Source organism: Sphingobium sp. ba1, from assembly GCF_000743655.1.
GTDB lineage: Bacteria > Pseudomonadota > Alphaproteobacteria > Sphingomonadales > Sphingomonadaceae > Sphingobium.
In genome coordinates, this window is record NZ_JPPQ01000069.1 from 606431 (window position 1) to 627606 (window position 21176).

The window sequence follows — 21176 nt, forward strand, 5'->3', positions numbered from 1 at the left end:
GCCAAGCGTAGCGGAATAGAGAAGAATGGCTGACGCACCCCATATCCCCGATGAAGCCGAAATCCGCGCGCGCTGGGGCAATTTCGCGTGGACGGCGGAAAATGCCGAACAGGTAAAGACCATCATCGCGCGCTATCCAGCCGGTCGCCAGCAATCGGCGGTCATGCCGCTGCTCGATCTCGCTCAGCGGCAGGTCGGCGCGGAGACGCAGGCACAAGGCTGGCTGCCCGTGCCGGTGATGGAATATATCGGCGATCAGCTCGATATGCCCTATATGCGCGTCTACGAAGTCGCGACCTTCTACACCATGTACAATCTCGCGCCCGTGGGCCGCTACCATGTGCAGGTGTGCGGCACGACGCCCTGCATGTTGCGCGGCTCCGACGATGTGTTTGCGGCCTGCAAGAATAAGGGTCTGGTCAAGGGCGCGACCACCCCGGACGGCTTGTTCACCCTGACCGAAGTCGAGTGCCTGGGCGCCTGCGCCAATGCGCCGATGGTTCAGATCAACGACGATAATTTCGAAGACCTGACCTATGACAGCATGAGCGCGGTGCTGGAAACGCTGGCCGCTGGCGGGCAACCAAAGATTGGGCCGCAGATCGAGCGCCAGACGAGTTGCCCGGAGGGTGGCCCGACGGCGTTGAAGGACATGGTCGCTGAAAATCATGATTATCGGGGGGAGTGGGCGTGATCCGTTTGGCTGTCCCCCAATGTCCGTTCGCTTCGAGCGTAGTCGAGAAGCGGCTAGCGCTGCGCGGGCGTGTCTCGACTTCGCTCGACACGAACGGATGTGGTGTATCGGGGGCCGCCGCATGAGCGCTCTCGTCGCCATCATTCTGGGCCTCATCGTCTTCGTGATCGCGCTCAAGATCATCGGCGCGGTGTTGGGGCTGGTCATCGGGCTGGGCCTCGCCGTTGTCGCATATTTCGTGGCTGAAAAACTGATCGGAAAGGGCCGCTGATGGCCGACGACACCGCAATTGCTGCGCCGCCTCCTCCGCCGCCGTTCGTCGGCCCGCTGGAGGACAAGGACCGCATCTTCACCAACGTCCATGGTTTCCAGGATTGGGCCATCGACGCGGCGATGAAACGCGGCGATTGGGACAATACCAAGGATTTGCTGAGCCTGGGCCAGGACGCGATCATCGACATCATCAAGGCGTCGAACCTGCGCGGCCGTGGCGGCGCGGGCTTCCCGACCGGCATGAAGTGGAGCTTCATGCCCAAGGAAAGCAAGGATGGTCGTCCAAGCTTCCTGGTCATCAACGCCGACGAATCCGAGCCGGGGTCGTGCAAGGACCGCGAAATCGTCCGCCATGATCCGCACAAGCTGATCGAAGGCGCGCTGATCGCCGGTTTCGCGATGCGCGCGCGCGCCGCCTATATCTATATCCGTGGTGAGTTCATCTACGAAGCCAAGGTGCTGTTTGCGGCGGTCGAGCAGGCCTATGCCAAGGGTTTCCTTGGCAAGAATGCCTGCGGCTCCGGCTATGATTTCGACGTCTTCGTCCATCGCGGCGCGGGCGCCTATATCTGCGGCGAGGAAACCGCGCAGATCGAAAGCCTGGAAGGCAAGAAGGGCCAGCCCCGTTTGAAGCCGCCTTTCCCGGCGGGCGCAGGCCTCTATGGCTGCCCCACGACGGTCAACAATGTCGAAAGCATCGCGGTTACGCCGACGATCCTGCGGCGCGGCGCGGCCTGGTTCAACCGCTTCGGGCGCGAGGGCAATCGCGGCACCAAGCTGTTCCAGATCAGCGGCCATGTGAACAAGCCCTGCGTAGTCGAGGAATCGATGTCGATCCCGTTCCGCGAACTGATCGACCGCCATTGCGGCGGCATCCGGGGTGGGTGGGACAATCTGCTGGCGGTTATTCCAGGCGGCTCCTCGGTCCCCTTGGTTCCCGCGCGCGAAATTATGGACGCGCCGATGGACTTTGACGGGTTGAAGGCGCTCGGCTCCGGCCTGGGCACTGCCGCCGTCATCGTCATGGACAAGTCGACCGACATCGTCCGCGCCATTTCGCGGCTGTCCTATTTCTACAAGCATGAAAGCTGCGGCCAATGCACCCCCTGCCGCGAAGGCACGGGCTGGATGTGGCGCGTGATGGAACGGCTGCGCACCGGCGAGGCCGAACTGTCCGAAATCGACATGTTGCATCAGGTCACCAAACAGGTCGAAGGCCACACCATCTGCGCGCTCGGCGACGCAGCGGCCTGGCCGATCCAGGGCCTGATCAAGCATTTCCGGCCGGAAATCGAGCGCCGGATCAATGAGCGCGGCATGCCTGTGATGGAGGCGGCGGAGTGAGCGATGACCGCACAGACCTGATGCTGGAAATCCTGAAATCCATTCAGGGTGACATTTCCGCGATCAAGCGTGAACAGGCGTCGCAGGGCATTCGCCTTCACGCGATGGAGGATCACCAGCGCGGAATAATGACATCAATATACGGTATGCAATCCGATATTGCGGATCTGAAAATTCGGGTCGATCTGATCGAGAAGCGCCTTGGCCTTCAGGATACGGAACACTGATATGCCTAAAGTCAAAGTAGACGGCGTAGAACTGGAAGTCCCGGCGGGCGCGACTGTCCTCCAGGCGTGCGAGCTGGCGGGGAAGGAAATTCCGCGCTTCTGCTATCATGAGCGGCTGTCCATTGCGGGCAATTGCCGCATGTGCCTAGTTGAAGTGAAGCCCGGCCCGCCCAAGCCGCAGGCGTCGTGCGCGCTGCCCGCTGCCGAAGGGCAGGACATCCGCACCGATAGCGAAATGGTCAAGAAGGCGCGCGAGGGGGTGATGGAGTTTCTCCTCATCAACCATCCGCTTGATTGCCCGATCTGCGATCAGGGCGGCGAATGCGATCTGCAGGATCAATCGGTCGCTTATGGTCGCGGCGCGTCGCGCTATGACGAAAACAAGCGCGCGGTGACCGAGAAGAATATGGGGCCGATCGTCAAGACGGTCATGACCCGCTGCATCCAATGCACCCGTTGCGTGCGCTTTGCCGAGGAAGTTGCGGGTGTGCCGGAAATCGGCGCCATCTATCGCGGCGAAAATATGCAGATCACCACCTATCTGGAACATGCCGCCAAGAGCGAGCTGTCCGGCAATGTGGTCGATCTCTGCCCGGTCGGTGCGCTGACCAGCAAGCCCTATGCGTTCGAAGCGCGGCCGTGGGAATTGAAGAAGACTCACGCCATCGACGTGATGGATGCGGTCGGCACCAACATCCGCCTCGACAGCCGGGGCCGTCAGGTGTTGCGCGCGGTGCCGCGCATCAATGATGACGTGAACGAGGAATGGGCGTCGGACAAGACCCGGCACAATGTCGACGGTCTGGTCCGCAAGCGGCTCGACAAGCCCTATGTCCGCAAGGACGGCAAGCTGGTGCCCGCGACCTGGAACGAAGCGTTCGCCGCGATCGCAGCGGTTCAGCATGGTGGCAGCGTTGCGGCGATCGCGGGCGATTTGCTCGATTGCGAAACCATGTTCGCGGGTAAGGCACTGGTCGAAAAGCTCGGCGGCACGATGCTCGAAGGGCGTCAGACGGGCCTGGCCTATGACGTGTCGAGCCTGTCGTCGGTGGTGTTCAATACGCCGCTCGCTGATCTGGAAGATGCGGACGTCATCCTGCTGGTCGGCACCAATTTGCGCTGGGAAGCGCCGCTGGTGAACACGCGTATCCGCAAGGCGATCAAGAAGGGTGCGAAGGTCTTTGCCGTCGGTCCTGAATTTGATCTGACCTATAAGGTGCAGTGGCTGGGCAATGATGCATCGCTGCTCGGCAAGCTGCCCGAAGCGGTGGTCGAAGCATTCGGCAAGGCTGCGCGGCCCGCGATGATCGTCGGCGGTGGCGTGCTGGCCAGGGACGGCGCGCATGGCGACACGCTGGCGTTGGTCGAGACGCTGGGCCTCATCAAGGATGGCTGGAACGGCTATAATGTCCTGCATTTCGCGGCGGCGCGTATGGGCGGGCTGATGCTCGGCTTCGCAACCGCTGGCGGCATCAAGGCGATCGCGGCGGCCAAGCCGAAGCTGCTCTTCGCGCTGGGTGCCGACGAAGTCGATTATGCCGCCTTCTCGGACAGCTTCAAAGTCTATGTCGGCCATCATGGCGACAAGGGCGCGCATGCCGCGGACGTGATCCTGCCGGGGGCGAGCTATGCCGAAAAGGCGGGCACCTATGTCAATCTGGAAGGTCGCGTGCAGCGGGGCGAAAAGGCCGTGTTCGCGCCGGGCGACGCCCGCGAGGATTGGTCTATCCTGCGCGCCTTGTCCGACGTGATGGGCGTCAAGCTACCCTTCGACAGCTTCGATGCGTTGCGGGCGGAAATGGCCAAGGCCGTGCCGGCGCTGGGTGTCGAGGGTCTTGCCGATTATGGCTGGTCCATGCCATCGCTGCCGACTGGCGCGACCGGCGAATTCGGATCGCCGATCAAGGATTTCTACCTCACCAACGTCATCTGCCGCGCCAGCCCGACGATGCAGCAATGCTCGGCCGAGCTGGTCCACGGCGTCGAATTTGCGGAGGCGGCGGAATGATGTTGGAAATCATCACTCCGTTCGCCCTGAGCCTGTTGAAGGGCTCCACCGAGCGTAGCGAGGTGCCTTCACTTCGTTCAGGCGAGGGCTTCGACAAGCTCAGCCCGAACGGTTTTGAGGTTCAGGAATAATGACCGCTTTCTTCCAAAATCTGGGTATGCCGTTCGAGGGTGCCTGGCTGCTGTCGACCATCATTGGCATCCTCGTCATCGCCCTGCCGCTGATGCTGGCGGTCGCGATGATCATCTATGCCGATCGCAAGATCTGGGCGGCGATGGCGCTGCGCCGTGGTCCCAACGTCGTCGGCCCGTTCGGCCTGCTGCAATCCTTTGCGGATGGCCTCAAGGTCTTCCTGCAGGAAACCATCATCCCGTCGGCGTCGAACAAAGCCTTGTTCCTGATCGCGCCGATCATCACCTTCACCGTCGCGCTGATGGCCTGGGCGGTGGTGCCGTTCGATGTCGGCGTCGTGCTCGCGGACATCAATGTCGGCCTGCTCTACATTTTGGCGATCAGTTCGCTCGGCGTGTACGGGATCATCCTGGCGGGTTGGGCCTCCAACTCCAAATATCCCTTCTATTCCGCGATCCGCGCCAGCGCGCAGATGATCAGCTATGAAGTCTCGATCGGCTTCATCATCATCACCGTGGTCTTGTGGGCGGGCAGCTTCAATCTGAGCGCCATCGTCGAGAGCCAGAAGGGCTATTATGGCTTCATCAACGGCAATGGCTTCAACCCGCTGCTCTTCCCGATGGCGGTCATGTTCCTGATCTCCGCGCTGGCCGAAACCGCGCGCGCACCCTTCGATCTGACCGAAGCGGAAAGCGAGCTGGTCGCGGGCTATCAGACCGAATATTCGTCCATGTCGTTCGCGCTCTACTGGCTTGGCGAATATGCCAACGTCATCCTGATGTGCGCGCTCAACGCCATTCTCTTCTGGGGTGGCTATCTGCCCCCGTTCGACTGGGCGCCGCTTTATTATGTGCCCGGCATCATCTGGCTGTTCGCCAAGATCCTGTTCTTCTTCTTCGTCTTCTCCTGGGTGAAGGCGACGGTGCCCCGCTACCGTTATGACCAGCTAATGCGGCTGGGCTGGAAAATCTTCCTGCCCACCTCGCTCTTCTTCGTCATCCTGGTATCGGGCTTCCTCATGCTGACGCGCTATGGAGGCGCACAATGAGCCTCGGATATTACGTCAAGAGCTTCACCCTCTGGGAGTTTGTGAAGGCGCACGCCCTGACCTTGAAATATTTTTTCAAGCCCAAGGCGACGATCAACTACCCCTATGAGAAGAACCCGATTTCGCCGCGGTTCCGGGGCGAGCATGCGCTTCGTCGCTACCCCAATGGGGAAGAGCGGTGCATCGCGTGCAAGCTGTGCGAAGCGGTATGCCCAGCGCAGGCGATCACCATCGAGGCGCAACCGCGCGAGGATGGCAGCCGCCGCACCACGCGCTACGACATCGACATGACCAAGTGCATCTATTGCGGTTTCTGCCAGGAAGCCTGCCCGGTGGACGCGGTCGTCGAAGGCCCGAATTTCGAGTTCGCGACCGAAACCCGCGAGGAGCTGATCTACGACAAGGCCAAGCTTCTTGAAAATGGTGACAAGTGGGAACGGGCCATCGCCGCGAACCTTGCCGCCGACGCACCCTATCGTTAAGCCGCGCGGCCTAAGGGGATATTGATCCAGTGATTCACGTGCTTGCCTTTTACCTGTTCGCCATTTTGGTGGTGTGCAGCGGCGCGCTCACCATCCTGTCGCGCAATCCGGTCCATTCGGTGCTGTGGCTGATCCTGGCGTTTTTCAACGCGGCGGGTCTGATGATCCTGATCGGCGCTGAATTCATCGCGATGCTGCTCGTCATCGTTTATGTCGGCGCGGTCGCGGTGCTGTTCCTGTTCGTGGTCATGATGCTCGATATCGACTTTGCCGAATTGCGCGCCGGGTTTGTCAGTTATCTGCCCTTCGGCCTGCTGATCGCGCTGGTACTGCTGGCGGAGATCGTGCTGGGCATTGGCTTGTGGAGCGCGGGTCCGATCGAGCTGGCGCAGCGCGCCGCGCCGACCGACCCTGACATGTCGAACATCAAGGCGGTGGGGACGTTGCTTTACACGCGCTACATCTTCCTGTTCGAAGCGGCGGGCCTGGTCCTGCTGGTCGCCATGATCGGCGCGATCGTCCTGACCCATCGTGCCCGTGGCGGCGTGAAGGGCCAGAATATCGCCAAGCAGAACCGTCGCCGTCCGCAGGACGCAGTCCGCAATATCAATCAGCCCACAGGGCAGGGGGTGGAGCTGTGATCGGCCTTCAACATTATCTGGTGGTCAGCGCCATCCTGTTCGTGATGGGGGTGCTGGGCATCTTCATCAACCGTAAGAATATCATCATCATCCTGATGGCGATCGAGCTGATCCTGCTGAGCGTGAACATCAACCTCGTCGCCTTCAGCGTCTTCCTGGGCGACATGGTGGGGCAGGTGTTCAGCATGTTCGTGCTGACCGTCGCGGCGGGTGAGGCGGCCATCGGCCTTGCCATCCTTGTCATTTACTTCCGTGGTCGCGGCACCATCGCCGTCGACGATGTCAACCGGATGAAGGGCTGAGCCTTACAGACATGATCCAGCTTATCGTCCTTCTTCCGCTGCTCGCAGCCATCATCGCCGGTCTTGGCAACAAGACGCTCGGCAAGCTGCCGGCCAAGATCATCACCACCGGCGCGCTGTTCATCTCGTGCGCGCTGAGCTGGCCCATCTTCCTGTCGTTCGTCGCAGGCGACGGGCAGGCTTATGTCGCGCCGCTCTTCACCTGGATCCAGTCGGGCAGCTTCGACGCCCAATGGGCGCTGCGGGTCGACACGATGACCGCGGTCATGCTGGTGGTTATCACCAGCGTATCGAGCCTCGTCCACCTCTATAGCTGGGGCTATATGGATGAAGAGCCGGATCAGCCGCGCTTCTTCGCCTATCTCTCGCTCTTCACCTTCGCGATGCTGATGCTCGTGACCGCGAACAATCTGCTGCAGATGTTCTTCGGTTGGGAAGGCGTGGGCCTCGCTTCCTATCTCCTCATCGGTTTCTGGTTCCGCAAGCCCAGCGCCAATGCCGCCGCGATCAAGGCATTCGTCGTCAACCGCGTCGGCGACCTTGGTTTCATGATGGGTATCTTCGGCACCTATCTGGTGTTCAACACCATCTCGATCCCCGAAATTCTGGAAATGGCCCCGTCGATGGCGGGCTCGACCATTGGTTTCCTCGGCGCGCGCTTCGACACGATGACGGTGCTGTGCTTGCTGCTTTTCATCGGCGCGATGGGCAAGTCGGCGCAGCTTGGCCTCCACACCTGGTTGCCGGACGCGATGGAGGGGCCGACGCCTGTGTCGGCGCTGATCCACGCCGCGACCATGGTGACCGCGGGCGTGTTCATGGTGTGCCGCCTGTCGCCGATGTTCGAAACCTCGGAAACGGCGCTGACCGTCGTCACCTATGTCGGCGCGGCGACCTGCCTGTTCGCGGCGACCGTCGGCACGGTGCAGACCGACATCAAGCGCGTCATCGCCTATTCGACCTGTTCGCAGCTCGGCTATATGTTCTTTGCCGCAGGCGTCGGTGCCTATGGCGCGGCGATGTTCCACCTCTTTACCCACGCCTTCTTCAAGGCGCTGCTGTTCCTGGGCGCAGGCTCGGTCATCCATGCGATGCATCACGAGCAGGACATGCGCTATTATGGCGGTCTGCGTAAAAGCATCCCCATCACCTTCTGGACGATGACGCTGGGCACGCTCGCCATCACCGGCGTCGGCCTGCCGCTCGTCGGCATCGGTTTTGCGGGCTTCTATTCGAAGGACGGCATCCTCGAAGCGGCCTATGCCGCTGGCGGGGCTGGCACCGGGGCGTTCCTGGTCGGCGTGTTCGCGGCCTTGCTCACCAGCTTCTACAGCTGGCGTCTGGTGTTCCTGACCTTCTTCGGCAAGCCGCGCTGGGCCGCATCCGAGCATATCCAGCATGCGCTGCATGACGCGCATGGCCACGGCCATGACGATCATGACACGCACGGCCATGAGTCCGAAGAGGCCAATGCGCCTGCGCAGGAGCATGCCGGTCACGATCCGCATGGCCATGAAACCGCGCCCGCCCATATGGCGACGGGCACGGGCGGCTATCATCCGCATGAAAGCCCCTGGGTCATGCTGGTGCCGTTGATCGTGCTGAGCATCGGCGCGGTGTTCGCCGGCCTCGTTTTCCACGACCAGTTCATCGGATCGGAAGGCGGCATCGCTTTCTGGCAAGGGTCGCTGGCGTTCGACAGCCATCTGATGCATGCCGCGCATGAAGTGCCGAAATGGGTCAAATTCTCGCCCTTCACGGTGATGCTGACCGGTCTTGCCATCGCATGGCTTGCCTATATCAAGAACACCGACTGGCCGCAGCGCTTCGTGGCTCAGTTCGGCGTCCTCTACACCTTCCTGCTCAACAAATGGTATTTCGACGAGCTGTACAATCTGCTCTTCGTGAAGCCTGCCTTCGCCATCGGCCGCTTCTTCTGGAAGTTCGGTGACGTCGGTTTCATCGACCGCTTCGGACCAAACGGTCTGGCTGCCTTGGTCGTGCAGGGCAATAAAGTGACCCGTCGGCTCCAGTCCGGCTATCTTTACACCTACGCGCTGGTGATGCTGATTGGCCTCGCCGCTGCCGCAACCTGGGCGATGACACGATAATGGACGGCTTCCCCATCCTTTCGCTGATGATGGCAGTGCCGATGGCGGGGGCCATCGCCTGTCTGTTCGTGGGCGCGAACAACGCGCGCTGGATCGCGCTGATCGCGACCCTCATTGATTTCGTGCTGGGCATGGCTCTGTGGGCGAATTTCGACCAGTCGGGCAGCGGCGCGCAGTGGCAGTTTCAGGAATATGCGCCGATCTTCGGCAAATTCGCCTGGGCGCTCGGCATCGATGGCATCGCGCTGATGCTGATCGCGCTCACCGTCTTCCTGATGCCGATCTGTATCGGTGCCAGCTGGCGCGCGATCGAAAAGCGCGTCGGCGAATATATGGCGGCCTTCCTGTTCATGGAGGTGCTGATGATCGGCGTCTTCGCGGCGCAGGATCTCTACCTCTTCTACATCATGTTCGAAGCCGGCCTCATCCCGATGTATCTCATCATCGGCATCTGGGGCGGTGCGGATCGCATCTACGCCAGCTATAAATTCTTCCTCTACACGTTGCTCGGCTCGGTCCTGATGCTGATCGCGATGATGTGGATGGTGCATGAAGCAGGGACGACCGAAATCCCGGCGCTTATGGCCTATAATTTCGATCCTGCTGTCCAGACTTGGCTGTTCCTTGCCTTCTTCGCGAGCTTCGCGGTCAAGATGCCGATGTGGCCGGTCCACACCTGGCTGCCCGACGCGCACGTTCAGGCACCGACGGCAGGCTCCGTCATCCTGGCGGGCGTGCTGCTGAAGATGGGTGGCTATGGCTTCATCCGCTTCTCGCTGCCGATGTTCCCCGAAGCCTCGGCGCAGCTTGCGCCTTTGGTCTGGGGCCTGTCGATGGTGGCGGTGGTCTACACCAGCCTCGTCGCGCTGGTGCAGTCGGACATGAAGAAGCTGATCGCTTATTCCTCGGTCGCGCATATGGCGATCGTGACCGTCGGCCTGTTCGCCTTCAACCAGGCGGGCATCGAAGGCGCGATGATGGTGATGCTGGGCCATGGTCTGGTCGCGGGCGCGCTGTTCCTGTGCGTCGGCGTCATCTATGACCGACTGCATACCCGTGAGATCGCGCGCTATGGTGGCCTGTCGATCAACATGCCGCGCTATGCGCTGCTGTTCCTCTTATTCACCATGGCGTCGGTCGGCCTGCCCGGCACGTCCAACTTCGTCGGCGAATTTCTGGCGCTGATGGGCATTTATCAGGCATCGACCTGGGTTGCGCTGGTCTGCACCACGGGCATCATCCTTGGCGCGGCCTATATGCTCTACCTCTACCGCCGCATCTGCTATGGCGAGCAGGTCAATGCCGACGCGGCCGCCATGCCCGACCTGTCGGCGCGCGAATTGTGGCTGCTGGCTCCGATTGCTGCCGTCGTCTTGTGGATGGGCATCTATCCCGAAAGCTTCCTCGCTCCGATGCGTCCTGACATCGTTGCGCTCGAAGCCCGCCTCGCGCCCGCCGCACCGGCAGGCGATGCTCAGATCAAGCTGGGCGCGCCCAAGCCTGCTGGCGAAGCCCATCATGGAGACGCCTCTGCGCCCTCACATTCAGCGTCGGGGGAGGCGCACTGATGATTGACTCCACTTCCCTCCTGGCGGTCATGCCGGAACTCGTGCTGACCGTTGGTGGCCTGATCCTGTTGATGATCGCCGCTTTCGGCGGAGACGGCACTGCGCGCCTGGTCAACAGCCTGTCGGTGGTGACGCTGATCGGGGCTGGCTTTGCGCTGCTTTGTTCGCTGGCTCACGGCCCCGATGCGTTTGACGGATTGTACCGCGCGGACGCCTTCTCGGTTTACGCCAAGGCGTTGATCTATGGCGCGGCCGCCTCCGCTATTCTGCTGGCACCGCGTTTCTTCTCGACCGATGGCATGTTGCGTCCCGAATATCCGATCCTGATCGTCTTTGCCGCCGTCGGCATGGGCATGATGGTGTCGGCGGGCGACATGTTGACGCTCTATATCGGCCTCGAAATGAACAGCCTGGCCTCCTATGTCCTTGCCAGCTTCATGCGGCAGGATGGGCGCTCGTCCGAAGCGGGCCTCAAATATTTCGTGCTGGGTTCGCTTGCGAGCGGCATCCTGCTCTATGGCATCTCGCTGCTCTATGGCTTCACCGGCAGCACCACGTTCGACGGCATCGCCGTTGCGCTGGATGGCGGTGTCAGCAAGGGAGCATTGTTCGGCTTGGTGTTCGTGCTCGCGGGCCTCGCCTTCAAGATCAGCGCCGTGCCGTTCCATATGTGGACGCCCGACGTCTATGAAGGCGCGCCGACCCCGGTCACGACCTTCTTCGCCAGCGCGCCCAAGGTTGCGGCCATCGCCCTGACCGTGCGCGTCGCGATCGAGGCGCTCGGCCCGGCCGGTCTGGATTGGCAGCAGATCGTGATCTTCGTGGCGCTGGCCTCGATCATCTTCGGTGCCGTTGCCGCCATCGGTCAGAGCAATATCAAGCGTCTGATGGCCTATTCGTCGATCAACAATGTCGGCTTCGCGCTGATCGGCCTGGCTTGCGGCACCCCCGCCGGTGTCGCCGCGACGATGAGCTATATGGCGATCTACGTCATCATGACGATCGGTGCCTTCGCCTGCATCCTCCAGATGCGGGATGCCGACGGCAAGCCGGTCGAGACGATCGCCAACCTCGCGGGCCTGTCGCAATCGCGCAAAGGTCTGGCTGCGGCCTTCGCCATCTTCATGTTCTCGATGGCCGGTATTCCGCCGCTCTTCGGTTTCTGGGCCAAGTTCCTGGTGTTCGATGCCGCCGTTGCGGCGGGCCTGACGGCGCTGGCTGCCGTCGGTATCGCGGCTTCGGTGATCGGCGCTTTCTATTATCTCAAGATCATCAAGACGATCTATTTCGACGAGCCTACCGCTGCCTATGAGGCAAAGGGTGGCGCGGTTGAAAATATCATCCTGACCGCTTGCGCCGCCGTCATCGTGCTGGGCTATCTGCTCAACCCCATGCTGGATCAGGCGAGCGCTGCCGCGGCGGCGTCCTTGTTCTGACCGATATACGCCTCGTTGAAGATACCGTATCGACCAATGCCGACATGCTGGCATTGGTCGATAGCGGTTTAAGCGAGGGTAGCTGGCTGCGCGCCCGCCGCCAGAGCGGGGGCAGGGGGCGGATGGGCCGCACATGGGATAGCCCAGTCGGTAACCTCTATTGTTCCACACTGGTCCGGTTGCAGCCAGGCGACCCGCTACCCCATACGCTCGCACTGGTCGCGGCGAACGCCGTTCATGCCCTTGTTGCGCCGCTATGTGCCGGTCAAGCGCGGATCAAATGGCCCAATGACATATTGGTCGACGGCGCGAAGATCGCGGGCATTTTGCTGGAACGCACCGGTGACGCCATCATTGTCGGCATCGGCCTCAACGTCACTGATCATCCCAGCAACCTCGACCGACCCGTCACCAGCCTGAGCGCCCAAGGGGCAGCCGATGCCGAAGCCGGGACGCTGCTCGACCGACTGGCCCAGATTTTCGCCCATTGGCTCGCCATCTGGCGCGCGCAGGGCCTCGAGCCGGTGCGTACCCACTGGCTGCTCAACGCCCACCCCACCGGTACGCCGATGCGTGTGCAACAACCCGACGGCAGCACGGTGGAAGGCGCGTTCGATACGCTCGATCGCCAGGGCATGCTTATCCTGCGCTTGGCGAACGGGCAGAGCCGTGCCATTCACGCCGGTGACATCTTTCTCATCTGACCCAAGGACCGGCCATGCTCCTCGCGATCGACGCGGGCAATACCAATGTGGTTTTCGCGCTGCTCGACGGGCGGGACATCCGCGCGCGCTGGCGCATCGCGACCGACGCGCGCCGCACGGCCGACGAATATGCCGTCTGGCTCAACCAGTTGCTGATGCTCGAAGGCTATAAGATCGCCGACGTCAACACCGTTATCATCGCAACCGTCGTGCCCCGCGCGCTCCATAACCTGCAGGTCTTGGCCGAAAAATATTTCCGCACCACCGCGCTGATCGCGGGGCAATCCCCGCTCGACTGGGGTATCGAACTCGACGTGGCGGAGCCGGGATCGGTGGGTGCCGACCGGGTTGTAAACGCCATCGCCGCGCACCATCTTTATAGCGGCGACTTGATCGTCATCGATTTCGGCACCGCGACCACGTTCGACGTGATCGACTATAGTGGAGCCTATAAGGGCGGCATCATCGCGCCGGGTATCAATCTCTCGCTCGATGCGCTAGTAGCAGCCGCCGCGAAGCTGCCCAGGATCGCGATCGCCCCACCGGAAAATCGTTCGGTGATCGGGCGGACGACCGAGGCGCAGATGCATATTGGCGTATTTTGGGGCTATGTAGCCATGATGGAGGGGCTGGTCGCCCGCATGAGGGCCGAAATTGGCCGCCCGACCAGGGTTATTTCGACGGGGGGCTTAGCGGTCCTCTTCAACGACAACAGCGATATTTTCGATGCGATCGCGCCGGATCTGACGATTCAGGGCCTCGCGCTGATGCACGAACGGAGTTTACAAGCATAATGACACCCAAGGATGAGCTGCTCTTCCTGGCCCTCGGTGGGTCGGGCGAGATCGGCATGAACGTCAATCTTTACGGCTGCCAGGGCAAATGGGTCATGGTCGACCTCGGCATGACCTTCGGCGACCCCACCTATCCCGGCATCGAACTGATCCTGCCTGATCTCACCTTCATCGAGGAACGGCGCAAGGATCTGCTCGGCATCGTGCTGACGCACGGGCATGAGGATCATATCGGCGCGATCCCCTATCTCGCCGCGGACTTGGGCGTGCCGCTCTATGCGACGCCCTTCACCGCAGGCCTCATCCGCCTGAAGTTGGAGGAAGAAGGCCTCACCAAGGAGGTCAAACTCCATGTGATCCAGAATGAAGGCAGCTTCAATCTGGGGCCATTCGGCTTCCGCTATGTGCCGCTCGCCCACTCGATCCCGGAGGGCAATGCCCTGCTGATCGACACGCCGCACGGCAAGATTTTCCACACCGGCGACTGGAAGCTCGACGAGCGCCCGTTGCTCGGCGAACCGGCGACCCCCAAGGAACTGACTGCCATCGGCGACGAAGGCATCCTCGCCATGGTCTGCGACAGCACCAATGTCTTTAATGACAAGGCCAGCGGTTCCGAAGGCGATGTGCGCGAAGGGTTGATGGAAACGATCGCCGGGGCCAAGGGCCGCGTCCTCGTCACCACCTTCGCCTCCAACGCCGCCCGCGTGCAGACGCTGGGCGAAGTCGCGACCGCGACGGGCCGCAAGGTGTGCGTCGCCGGACGCTCGCTCGACCGTATCATCGGCATGGCCAAGGCCAGCGGCTATCTCAAGGATTTCCCGCCCACCGTCGATTGGGACGATGCGATGGCACTGCCCCGCAACGAGGTGATGATCATCGCGACCGGCGGGCAGGGCGAAGCGCGCGCCGCGCTTGCCCGCGTGGCGTTCGACAGCCATCCGATCAAGCTGGCGGAGGGCGACCTGGTCGTCTTCTCTTCCAAGCAGATACCCGGCAATGAAATCGCCATCGGCCGCATCCAAAATGCACTCGCCATGTCCGGCGTGCTGATGGTCACCGATCGTCAGGCCGAAGTCCATGTGTCGGGCCATCCCGGTCGCCCGGAACTTGAAGCCATGTATCGCTGGATACGGCCCGAAATCCTGCTCCCCGTCCATGGCGAACGCCGCCATATGGCGGAGCAGGCCCGGTTGGCGCTGGCCAGCGGCATCCGCCACGCGCCGGTCCAGTCCAATGGCGACCTGCTGCGCCTCGCCCCCGGCGCGCCGGAGATTATCGGCAAGCAGGACACCGGACGCTTGGTGCTGGATGGCGACGTCATCCTGCCGGCCGATGGCGCGACCATCAACGAACGGCGCAAACTCGGCCTGCATGGCCAGATCAGCGTCGCTGTGGCGATCGACCGCAAGGGCAAGATGATCGGCAAGCCGACGCTGCGCACGCAGGGCGTGCCGGTCGAGGAAGACAAGGCCGCCTTCCTTGCCGAAGCATCGAATGATGCCGCCGCGGTGATCCCCAAGGGGTCGCTGGAGGACGACGCCGTGCGCGAGCGGGTTCGCCTCGCCGTGCGCCGGACGGCGACACGCTGGACCGGCAAGAAGCCGATAGTGGACGTACTGCTCATTCGCGCCTAAATAGGCGGGCATGAATCTCTACGCCATCTTCGCCATCTATTTTCTGATGTGGGTCGTCTGCGCCTTCGTCATGCTTCCCTTCGGCATCCGCACGCCCGACGAAACGGGCGAGGTGATGCTGAAGGGGCAGGCGGACAGCGCCCCCAGCAACTTCCGCCCCGGCCGCGTCGCCCTACGCGCGACGATCCTGGCGTCGATCCTGTTCGGCCTTTATTATGCCAATTATGTGCAGGGTTGGGTCACGGCGGACATGCTGCCCAAATATAGCGGCACGCGCTGAGCCAAGGCCATTCCCCGGCGCAGGCCGGGGAACGTCATCCCGCCTTATTGCCGCAGCCGCTCGATCGCCTGCGCAAGCGCGACATAGAGCTTGCCCATGTCGGACGACAGCACCGCAACGCCCAGCGCATTGCCGTCGCGCGCCGACAGAATGATCCGCAGCATCGATTCGAAATCGTGGATGTAGCGGTTCACATGATCGCGGAACTCGGCATCATCGTCATAATGCAGCGCGATTTCCCGCGACTCGCCCGCATCCAGCAGCTTGACCGCGCGCCGCGTGAATACGCCCCGATCGCCCTTTAGATAGGCCGACCAGGCCGTATCGGTCACGTCGTTGGACAATATCTTGGCGACGTCGATCGCGGTGCTGTTGAGCGATTCGATCAAGGCGGCGGAGCGACGCGCGAAATGGTCGCGGTCGCGATCCTCCGATGCTTGTTCGGCCTGCGCGATGCGCTGCTCTATCGTCGCGCTGGTGTCGGCGATGGTCAGCAACTGACGGGTCAGCCGTTCCGATGCCTGATGCGCGGCCTTGATCGCTTCTTCGGCCACCTTGGCGACCTGTTCGATCTGTTCGGCGACCCTGTCGCCCAACGCCCGCTGCATTGCCGCTTCGCTGGCATCGCCCAATTGCTGGGCGGCGTCGGGAATGGCGCGCGACAATGCCTGCCGCGCGCGCTCGGCGGCCTGATCGGCGGTGTCCTTGACCCGCAACAAGGCGGTGACGAGCAGTGGTCCGGCCCCTTCGGTGATCCGCGTCGCATCCTGATGCGCGCCGTCCAGCGCAACGCGCAGCCGATCGACCAATTGCCGATTGGCCTCCAATCCGCTCTGCGTGCTTTCCAGCCATTCGGTCAGGCGGCTGCCTTGTCCGCGCAGCAGCGACTCGGCCTCTTCGGCGCGGCCGGCCAACGCCTGCGAAATTGCCTCCAGTCGTTCCAGTTCGGGTGTCGCGCTGCCCAGCAGGGCACGGCTCTGTTCCATCCGCGCATCGAACCGATCCAGTGCGGCCGGATAGGTTTCATCCAGTTCTCGCACGCTCGAATCCAGCGCCACGAGCAAGGTTTCGGCGCTACCGATCAGCTTGTCCGCCGTCAGGCCACCGGCCGTCAGCGCACTGTCGATCCGCTGTGTCTCGGCGGTGAGGCGCGTCAAGGCATCGTTCATCCGCGCGCTGCGCGCCAGGGTGGTTTCCTCCAGCGTTGCAAACCGGTTTTCGGTCCCGGCGATGCTGTCGTTCAACCCGGCATGCAGGCTGGTCATCAGCGCCTTCTGCCCTTCCACCATATCATTGATCTGGTGCAGGCGGCTTTCGACATCGCCGATCGAGTCGGTCAGGCCGACGACCGTATCGCTGCCGATCGCATCCAGGCTTTCGCGCGACCGGGCGATCAGCGCGTCGAGCGCCGCCGCCTGGGCCGACAGGCGCGAATCGGTGAAGGTCAGCGCTTCTTCCGCCCGGTCGAGCGCGCCACCCATCCGTTGGCGCAGTTCCTGCTCGATCACGTCCATGTCGCGGGCCAAGACGCCCATTACATGGTCGCTGGCGCTGCCGATCCCGGCCTGCGCCGCCGCGACCAGCGCCGTCAGCGTCTCGGCGCGGCGCGACAAGCCATCGTCGCTCGCGGCCATCGTCTCGCGCACCTGCGTCATCGCCTGGTCGAGCCGTTCGCGCAAATCCGCCTGGGCACGGTCGAGATCGGCAACCAGCGCCACGCGCACGCTCTCGCTCGTCGTGGCAACACCCGCCTGGGCGGCCTCGACCAGCGCGGTCAGCGCCGCCGACTGTGCATCCACATCCTGGCGCGTGCGATCCATCGCCTGCCGCGCGGTTTGCGCGGTCGCATCGATCCGTCCGGCGGCGATCTCCGCCATGCCGGTGACTTCCTCGCTCGCCGACCGGGTCGCTTCCTGCAACTGGGTCAGCTGACTCGAAAGGCTCTTGGTCGCCGATAGGGTGCGCGCCCGCGCATCGTCGGACAATTCGGCCAGCGCATGCAGACGCGCTTCGAGCGTATCGATCCGGTCGCCCAGGGCATGGCCATTGTCCATGATCTGCGCCGCCATCCGGCCGGTGCGATCTTCCAGTTCGGGGATCGTGCCGATCAGCGCATCCATCTGCGCCATCAGGGCGGCACCGGCGCGCTCGGCGGCTTCGGCCCGCTCCGCGCTGGCATGGGCACGGCTCGCGATCAGTTCGGCCGACGCCTCCATATTGCTGCTGGCAGCCGCGCCATAGCTGTCGAGCAATTCGGCCTGATCCTGCATCGTCTGGCGCGCAGCTTCCAGCTGCGTTGCGATCCGGCCCAGCCGCAATTCCAGCAGATCCGCTTCGGTCCGCAAGGCGCGCGCTGTATCGAGATAACGGCGCGACTCGGACCGGCTGTTGCGCACCAGCAGCAGATACGTGAGCGCCAGCAAGGTCAGCGGCACCAGCAGCGTCGCGATGGCATTGGCAAAGGCCGATGGCCCGGCGCGCAAATCGCCCGACGCGATCATCGCCCAACCGGCAAAGCCGATCCACGCGACCGCCACGAGCGTCAACGCGATGCGAACCCGCTTGACCCAGGCGTCGCCTGAACCGGCGGCCGGATCATCCTCTTCAATGTCCATAACGGCTTGTTTCAAAAGCAGGATGTCGTCCGCTTGCGCGGCCGTCTCCGATGGTTCGTCGCGCCAGAACTCGACGATTGTGCTGCCCCCTGTCATATCCTCATCCTAGCATCTTTTTTGCGTGCGGGAATGCCCCGTTACCAAAACTTAACCCGCGTTCGATAGCGTTGGTCGCCATGTCCTATGATCCTGGTGCCCTTGACGCTGCTTTGGCAGCCGCCGTTGGCGACGACCGTGCGTTGATCGCCGATTTGCGGGTCGCCTTCATGGAAAGCGCGGCGCGTCAGGTCGATCTGCTCGGCCGGGCCCGCTGCGATGCCAATTGGGCGCTGGCGGCGTGGCGATTGAAGGGGTTGGCGGCCAGTTTCGGCCTCACATCGTTGATGGCACTGGCGGACGAAGCGGCGCAGGCGGCGCCCGGCGATCCGCGCGCGCTGCGCCGGTTGCGCCATGCCCTGGCGGGCCTTGAACAGGACATTCCGCACAGCTGATACGGCTTTGCTTGCGTCAAACCCTTTGCCTTGCGAAAAGGTCGTCCCAACAGCCAACGGGTCGACAAGCATAAAAGAATGAGTTTTTCCGCGATTCTCAGCGCCAGCCGCACGACGGCCGATACGCCAGCCGGTCTGCGCGCCAGCCTGCATTTCGCGGGCCAGACGCTGATCGAATATCAGGCGCGGCAGGCGGCGCGCGCCGGTGCCGACCGAATCATGATCCTCGTCAGCGTCATCACTCCTGCCGTATCGCAGGCCGTCGATCGCTTGAGCGCCGACGGCATTGCCGTGGCGTTAGTGCGCGACATGGTATCGATGGTGCGCGATGTGCCGCGCGATGCCGATGTGCTGTTGGTCGCCGATGGCGCGATCGTGGCGCAGGCGCATGTCGATGCTTTGGGTGCCAGTGAAGGTAACACGTTGCTCGTCGCCGACGATACCCGCGCCAGCGCCCCGTTCGAACGCATCGATGCGGGCCAGCGCTGGGCGGGGGTGGCCCGGATCAGCCCCGCTTTGATGTTCGACACGCTCGACATGATCGGCGACTGGGACTTGTCGCTGACGCTGGTGCGGGCCGCGGTGCAAAAGGGCGCCCGCCGCATCACCGCGCCGCAGGACGACCTGCTCGAAGGTCGCGTCGCCATCGTCGATAGCCAGCAACAGGCCGATCTGGTGGCGCAGGCGGTCACCGCCGCCGGTGTCGCGCGCACGCCGACGCGCGGCGGCATCGAACATTATGTCCTCGCGCCGCTCGCCCGAATGGCCAGCGCCCCGCTGATGCGGATGCAGGTGCCCGCTTTTCAGGTCCGGGTCAGCGCCATCGCGCTCGCCGCCGTCGCGCTCGTGCCGATCGAACTGCTCTGGCCATTGACCGGCTTCTGCATGCTATTGATCGCCTTGCTGCTCGCCGAACTCGCCGATCGGCTCGACGCCATGGCGTTGCGGCCGCCGCCTGCGGGCGTGCTCGCTTTCGCCACGCCCGTCCTGGCGCTGATCGGCATCGTCCTTGCTGGCCGCAGTCCGCTCGCGGTCGATCTTGCGCTGCTGCTGGCGATCATCCTGGTCGCCGACCGGCAGGGCCGCAGCGGCGAGGCGCGGCCGTGGATGATCTTCACCCCCGCTAGCGCGCTGCTGCTGATGGTCGCGACCGGCCTGTTCGGCGTGCTGGCGCAGGGATTGCGCGTCGCCATGCTGCTCGCCATCGCCTCGATCGGCGCGATCATTTTACGACGACGTGCATAAAGATTTCCTGCGGACGGTTTAGTGCATTTTAAGGACGTGCGATTATGCTGCACCGCATGAGCGTCTTTTCGTCCCTTGCCGGTTCGACAATGACGGATAGCTGGCCGATGACGCGAGTCATGGCGGGCATGTCCGCCGTGCCGGTTGGTCATGCCATCGACCTGGCCTTTTTCTTTCCGACGGACGAACGCCCGCGCCACGACGCGCTGATAGCAGAGACGCGGCGGCATTTGGGCGGCTGCCTGACCGCGATCGAAATGGCGCTGCGCGTGTCGCTCGATCATGCCCCGGCCATCGCCACCGCGCTGTCGCCTTGGCCCGACCCCGTCTGCTGGCGCATGCTCTGCGATCAGCCCGCCATGCTCAGCCCGGCCTTGCTCGCCCACATGCAGATGCGCGCGGGCGTTACGCTGATGCTGCGCCAGTTCGGCCAGCCCGGTGCCGACCACATGACCGAGGAAAAGGGCGAACCGCTGTTGCGCGCCGACGATCCCCTGATCGGCAATGCCGTCTCGGCGCTCACTTTGGCCGAGGGCCGCTGGATCGCGCGCGGGGGAGAGGATCAGCCGATGCGGCCGGATCTGCCCGCCGAACATCATGCCGAACTGGTCTGGACCGCCGCCGCCTGCCTCGCATCGATCGCGCGGCGCGGGGCGGGGGAGGCGGGCGATGCACTGCTCGTTGCGTTCGAGCGATCCGGCTGGGCCTTGCTCGCCGACCATGATGAAAGCGTCAGCCCGATTGCCGAAGCCGAACGGCTGGTGCGCGGCATGGGCGCGGCGGCCGATGCGCCCGACCTGCTCGGCGCAGCGCTCGACCAGCGGCGCTTCCTGCTGTTCGCCGCGCTTGCCGCGCGTCGGCTGCGGATGCGCGCGATGCAGGTCATCGACATATTGGTGATGGGTCCGGTGGCGCAGATCGCGACTTTGTGCCGGGCGCTGGGCGGGGCGGATGCCGATTATCGCCACCTGCTGCTGTCGCTCCGCCCGATTCGCCCCGCTCTGTCGGACCTCGCCATCGTCGAGGCATCCGCTCACTATCGCGATCTGCCCGAAATGGCGGCCGATGCGGCGGTCAGCGCCCTGCGCACGCCCGCGCCCTTCCGCGCCAAGCTCGACCATCTGCTGCAAGTCACCGCCCGTTG

The 21176-nt window shown here is 63.3% G+C and carries 21 protein-coding genes; 20 read left to right on the forward strand and 1 reads right to left on the reverse strand.

What is annotated here, in order from left to right:
• Positions 1-25 precede the first annotated feature (25 nt).
• From IL54_RS05915 to IL54_RS05985, 17 genes are all read left to right on the forward strand, one after another.
• Positions 26-694, forward strand: coding sequence for a complex I 24 kDa subunit family protein (locus IL54_RS05915; protein WP_037473956.1), 669 nt, complete (start codon positions 26-28; stop codon positions 692-694).
• Positions 695-815: 121 nt separating this feature from the next.
• Positions 816-965: a hypothetical protein gene (locus tag IL54_RS24850; RefSeq protein ID WP_171899191.1), complete on the forward strand. Its 150-nt coding sequence runs from the start codon at positions 816-818 to the stop codon at positions 963-965.
• The gene (gene nuoF / locus IL54_RS05920) at positions 965-2311 is read left to right on the forward strand and encodes an NADH-quinone oxidoreductase subunit NuoF (protein ID WP_037473959.1); all 1347 of its coding nucleotides are present in this window, start codon (positions 965-967) and stop codon (positions 2309-2311) included. Before IL54_RS24850 ends, nuoF begins: the two co-directional genes overlap by 1 nt.
• Positions 2308-2538 carry a hypothetical protein gene (locus tag IL54_RS05925; RefSeq protein ID WP_037473960.1) on the forward strand — a complete coding sequence of 77 codons (231 nt, stop codon included), beginning with the start codon at positions 2308-2310 and terminating at the stop codon, positions 2536-2538. Before nuoF ends, IL54_RS05925 begins: the two co-directional genes overlap by 4 nt.
• A gap of 1 nt (position 2539) precedes the next feature.
• Positions 2540-4546: an NADH-quinone oxidoreductase subunit NuoG gene (nuoG, locus tag IL54_RS05930; protein ID WP_037473965.1), complete on the forward strand. Its 2007-nt coding sequence runs from the start codon at positions 2540-2542 to the stop codon at positions 4544-4546.
• Complete coding sequence (locus IL54_RS25685; protein WP_272945501.1) at positions 4543-4677, forward strand: hypothetical protein; 135 nt, start codon at positions 4543-4545, stop codon at positions 4675-4677. Before nuoG ends, IL54_RS25685 begins: the two co-directional genes overlap by 4 nt.
• The gene (gene nuoH / locus IL54_RS05935) at positions 4677-5726 is read left to right on the forward strand and encodes an NADH-quinone oxidoreductase subunit NuoH (RefSeq protein ID WP_037473969.1); all 1050 of its coding nucleotides are present in this window, start codon (positions 4677-4679) and stop codon (positions 5724-5726) included. Before IL54_RS25685 ends, nuoH begins: the two co-directional genes overlap by 1 nt.
• The gene (nuoI, locus tag IL54_RS05940) at positions 5723-6208 is read left to right on the forward strand and encodes an NADH-quinone oxidoreductase subunit NuoI (protein WP_037473973.1); all 486 of its coding nucleotides are present in this window, start codon (positions 5723-5725) and stop codon (positions 6206-6208) included. Before nuoH ends, nuoI begins: the two co-directional genes overlap by 4 nt.
• A 29-nt stretch (positions 6209-6237) precedes the next feature.
• Positions 6238-6849 (forward strand): NADH-quinone oxidoreductase subunit J, encoded by a 612-nt coding sequence (locus IL54_RS05945; protein WP_037473975.1) that lies wholly within the window; start codon positions 6238-6240, stop codon positions 6847-6849.
• A complete protein-coding gene (gene nuoK / locus IL54_RS05950) occupies positions 6846-7151 on the forward strand; it encodes an NADH-quinone oxidoreductase subunit NuoK (RefSeq protein ID WP_037473979.1) in 306 nt (101 codons plus the stop codon). Before IL54_RS05945 ends, nuoK begins: the two co-directional genes overlap by 4 nt.
• Positions 7152-7162: 11 nt before the next feature.
• Entirely contained in the window at positions 7163-9262 is a 2100-nt protein-coding gene (nuoL, locus tag IL54_RS05955) for an NADH-quinone oxidoreductase subunit L (RefSeq protein ID WP_037473984.1), read from the forward strand.
• On the forward strand, positions 9262-10830 hold the full coding sequence (locus IL54_RS05960; RefSeq protein ID WP_037473987.1) for an NADH-quinone oxidoreductase subunit M: 1569 nt from the start codon (positions 9262-9264) through the stop codon (positions 10828-10830). Before nuoL ends, IL54_RS05960 begins: the two co-directional genes overlap by 1 nt.
• The gene (gene nuoN / locus IL54_RS05965; protein WP_037473992.1) at positions 10830-12266 is read left to right on the forward strand and encodes an NADH-quinone oxidoreductase subunit NuoN; all 1437 of its coding nucleotides are present in this window, start codon (positions 10830-10832) and stop codon (positions 12264-12266) included. The genes IL54_RS05960 and nuoN overlap by 1 nt, the downstream gene beginning before the upstream one ends.
• A 5-nt stretch (positions 12267-12271) precedes the next feature.
• Positions 12272-12970 (forward strand): biotin--[acetyl-CoA-carboxylase] ligase, encoded by a 699-nt coding sequence (locus tag IL54_RS05970; RefSeq protein ID WP_272945522.1) that lies wholly within the window; start codon positions 12272-12274, stop codon positions 12968-12970.
• A 14-nt stretch (positions 12971-12984) separates the two neighbouring features.
• Positions 12985-13764, forward strand: coding sequence for a type III pantothenate kinase (locus IL54_RS05975; protein ID WP_037473999.1), 780 nt, complete (start codon positions 12985-12987; stop codon positions 13762-13764).
• Complete coding sequence (locus tag IL54_RS05980) at positions 13764-15401, forward strand: ribonuclease J (RefSeq protein ID WP_037474001.1); 1638 nt, start codon at positions 13764-13766, stop codon at positions 15399-15401. The genes IL54_RS05975 and IL54_RS05980 overlap by 1 nt, the downstream gene beginning before the upstream one ends.
• Positions 15402-15411: 10 nt before the next feature.
• The gene (locus IL54_RS05985) at positions 15412-15681 is read left to right on the forward strand and encodes a DUF1467 family protein (protein WP_037474004.1); all 270 of its coding nucleotides are present in this window, start codon (positions 15412-15414) and stop codon (positions 15679-15681) included.
• 44 nt (positions 15682-15725) lie between these two features.
• On the opposite strand, the gene IL54_RS05990 is transcribed toward IL54_RS05985, so the two are convergent.
• Entirely contained in the window at positions 15726-18392 is a 2667-nt protein-coding gene (locus tag IL54_RS05990) for a hypothetical protein (RefSeq protein ID WP_037474007.1), read from the reverse strand.
• A gap of 80 nt (positions 18393-18472) precedes the next feature.
• Here IL54_RS05990 and IL54_RS05995 point away from each other — a divergent pair, with 80 nt between their 5' ends.
• The 3 genes from IL54_RS05995 to IL54_RS23635 all read left to right on the forward strand — a co-directional run.
• On the forward strand, positions 18473-18787 hold the full coding sequence (locus tag IL54_RS05995) for a hypothetical protein (RefSeq protein ID WP_037477908.1): 315 nt from the start codon (positions 18473-18475) through the stop codon (positions 18785-18787).
• Positions 18788-18865: 78 nt separating this feature from the next.
• Positions 18866-20032, forward strand: a complete 1167-nt coding sequence (locus tag IL54_RS06000; RefSeq protein WP_037474009.1) for a hypothetical protein — start codon at positions 18866-18868, stop codon at positions 20030-20032.
• Positions 20033-20076: 44 nt separating this feature from the next.
• A partial coding sequence (locus IL54_RS23635; RefSeq protein ID WP_237748792.1) for a DUF2336 domain-containing protein occupies positions 20077-21176 on the forward strand: 1100 nt, incomplete at its 3' end.

Coding starts and splice junctions, on each gene's coding strand:
- IL54_RS25685 (WP_272945501.1), top strand. CDS start 4,543: ATGATGTTGGAAATCATCACTCCGTTCGCCCTGAGCCTGTTGAAGGGC.
- nuoG (WP_037473965.1), top strand. CDS start 2,540: ATGCCTAAAGTCAAAGTAGACGGCGTAGAACTGGAAGTCCCGGCGGGC.
- nuoL (WP_037473984.1), top strand. CDS start 7,163: ATGATCCAGCTTATCGTCCTTCTTCCGCTGCTCGCAGCCATCATCGCC.
- nuoH (WP_037473969.1), top strand. CDS start 4,677: ATGACCGCTTTCTTCCAAAATCTGGGTATGCCGTTCGAGGGTGCCTGG.
- IL54_RS05915 (WP_037473956.1), top strand. CDS start 26: ATGGCTGACGCACCCCATATCCCCGATGAAGCCGAAATCCGCGCGCGC.
- IL54_RS05975 (WP_037473999.1), top strand. CDS start 12,985: ATGCTCCTCGCGATCGACGCGGGCAATACCAATGTGGTTTTCGCGCTG.
- nuoI (WP_037473973.1), top strand. CDS start 5,723: ATGAGCCTCGGATATTACGTCAAGAGCTTCACCCTCTGGGAGTTTGTG.
- IL54_RS05995 (WP_037477908.1), top strand. CDS start 18,473: ATGTCCTATGATCCTGGTGCCCTTGACGCTGCTTTGGCAGCCGCCGTT.
- nuoN (WP_037473992.1), top strand. CDS start 10,830: ATGATTGACTCCACTTCCCTCCTGGCGGTCATGCCGGAACTCGTGCTG.
- IL54_RS05990 (WP_037474007.1), bottom strand. CDS start 18,392: ATGACAGGGGGCAGCACAATCGTCGAGTTCTGGCGCGACGAACCATCG.
- IL54_RS05960 (WP_037473987.1), top strand. CDS start 9,262: ATGGACGGCTTCCCCATCCTTTCGCTGATGATGGCAGTGCCGATGGCG.
- IL54_RS05980 (WP_037474001.1), top strand. CDS start 13,764: ATGACACCCAAGGATGAGCTGCTCTTCCTGGCCCTCGGTGGGTCGGGC.
- IL54_RS24850 (WP_171899191.1), top strand. CDS start 816: ATGAGCGCTCTCGTCGCCATCATTCTGGGCCTCATCGTCTTCGTGATC.
- IL54_RS06000 (WP_037474009.1), top strand. CDS start 18,866: ATGAGTTTTTCCGCGATTCTCAGCGCCAGCCGCACGACGGCCGATACG.
- IL54_RS05985 (WP_037474004.1), top strand. CDS start 15,412: ATGAATCTCTACGCCATCTTCGCCATCTATTTTCTGATGTGGGTCGTC.
- nuoF (WP_037473959.1), top strand. CDS start 965: ATGGCCGACGACACCGCAATTGCTGCGCCGCCTCCTCCGCCGCCGTTC.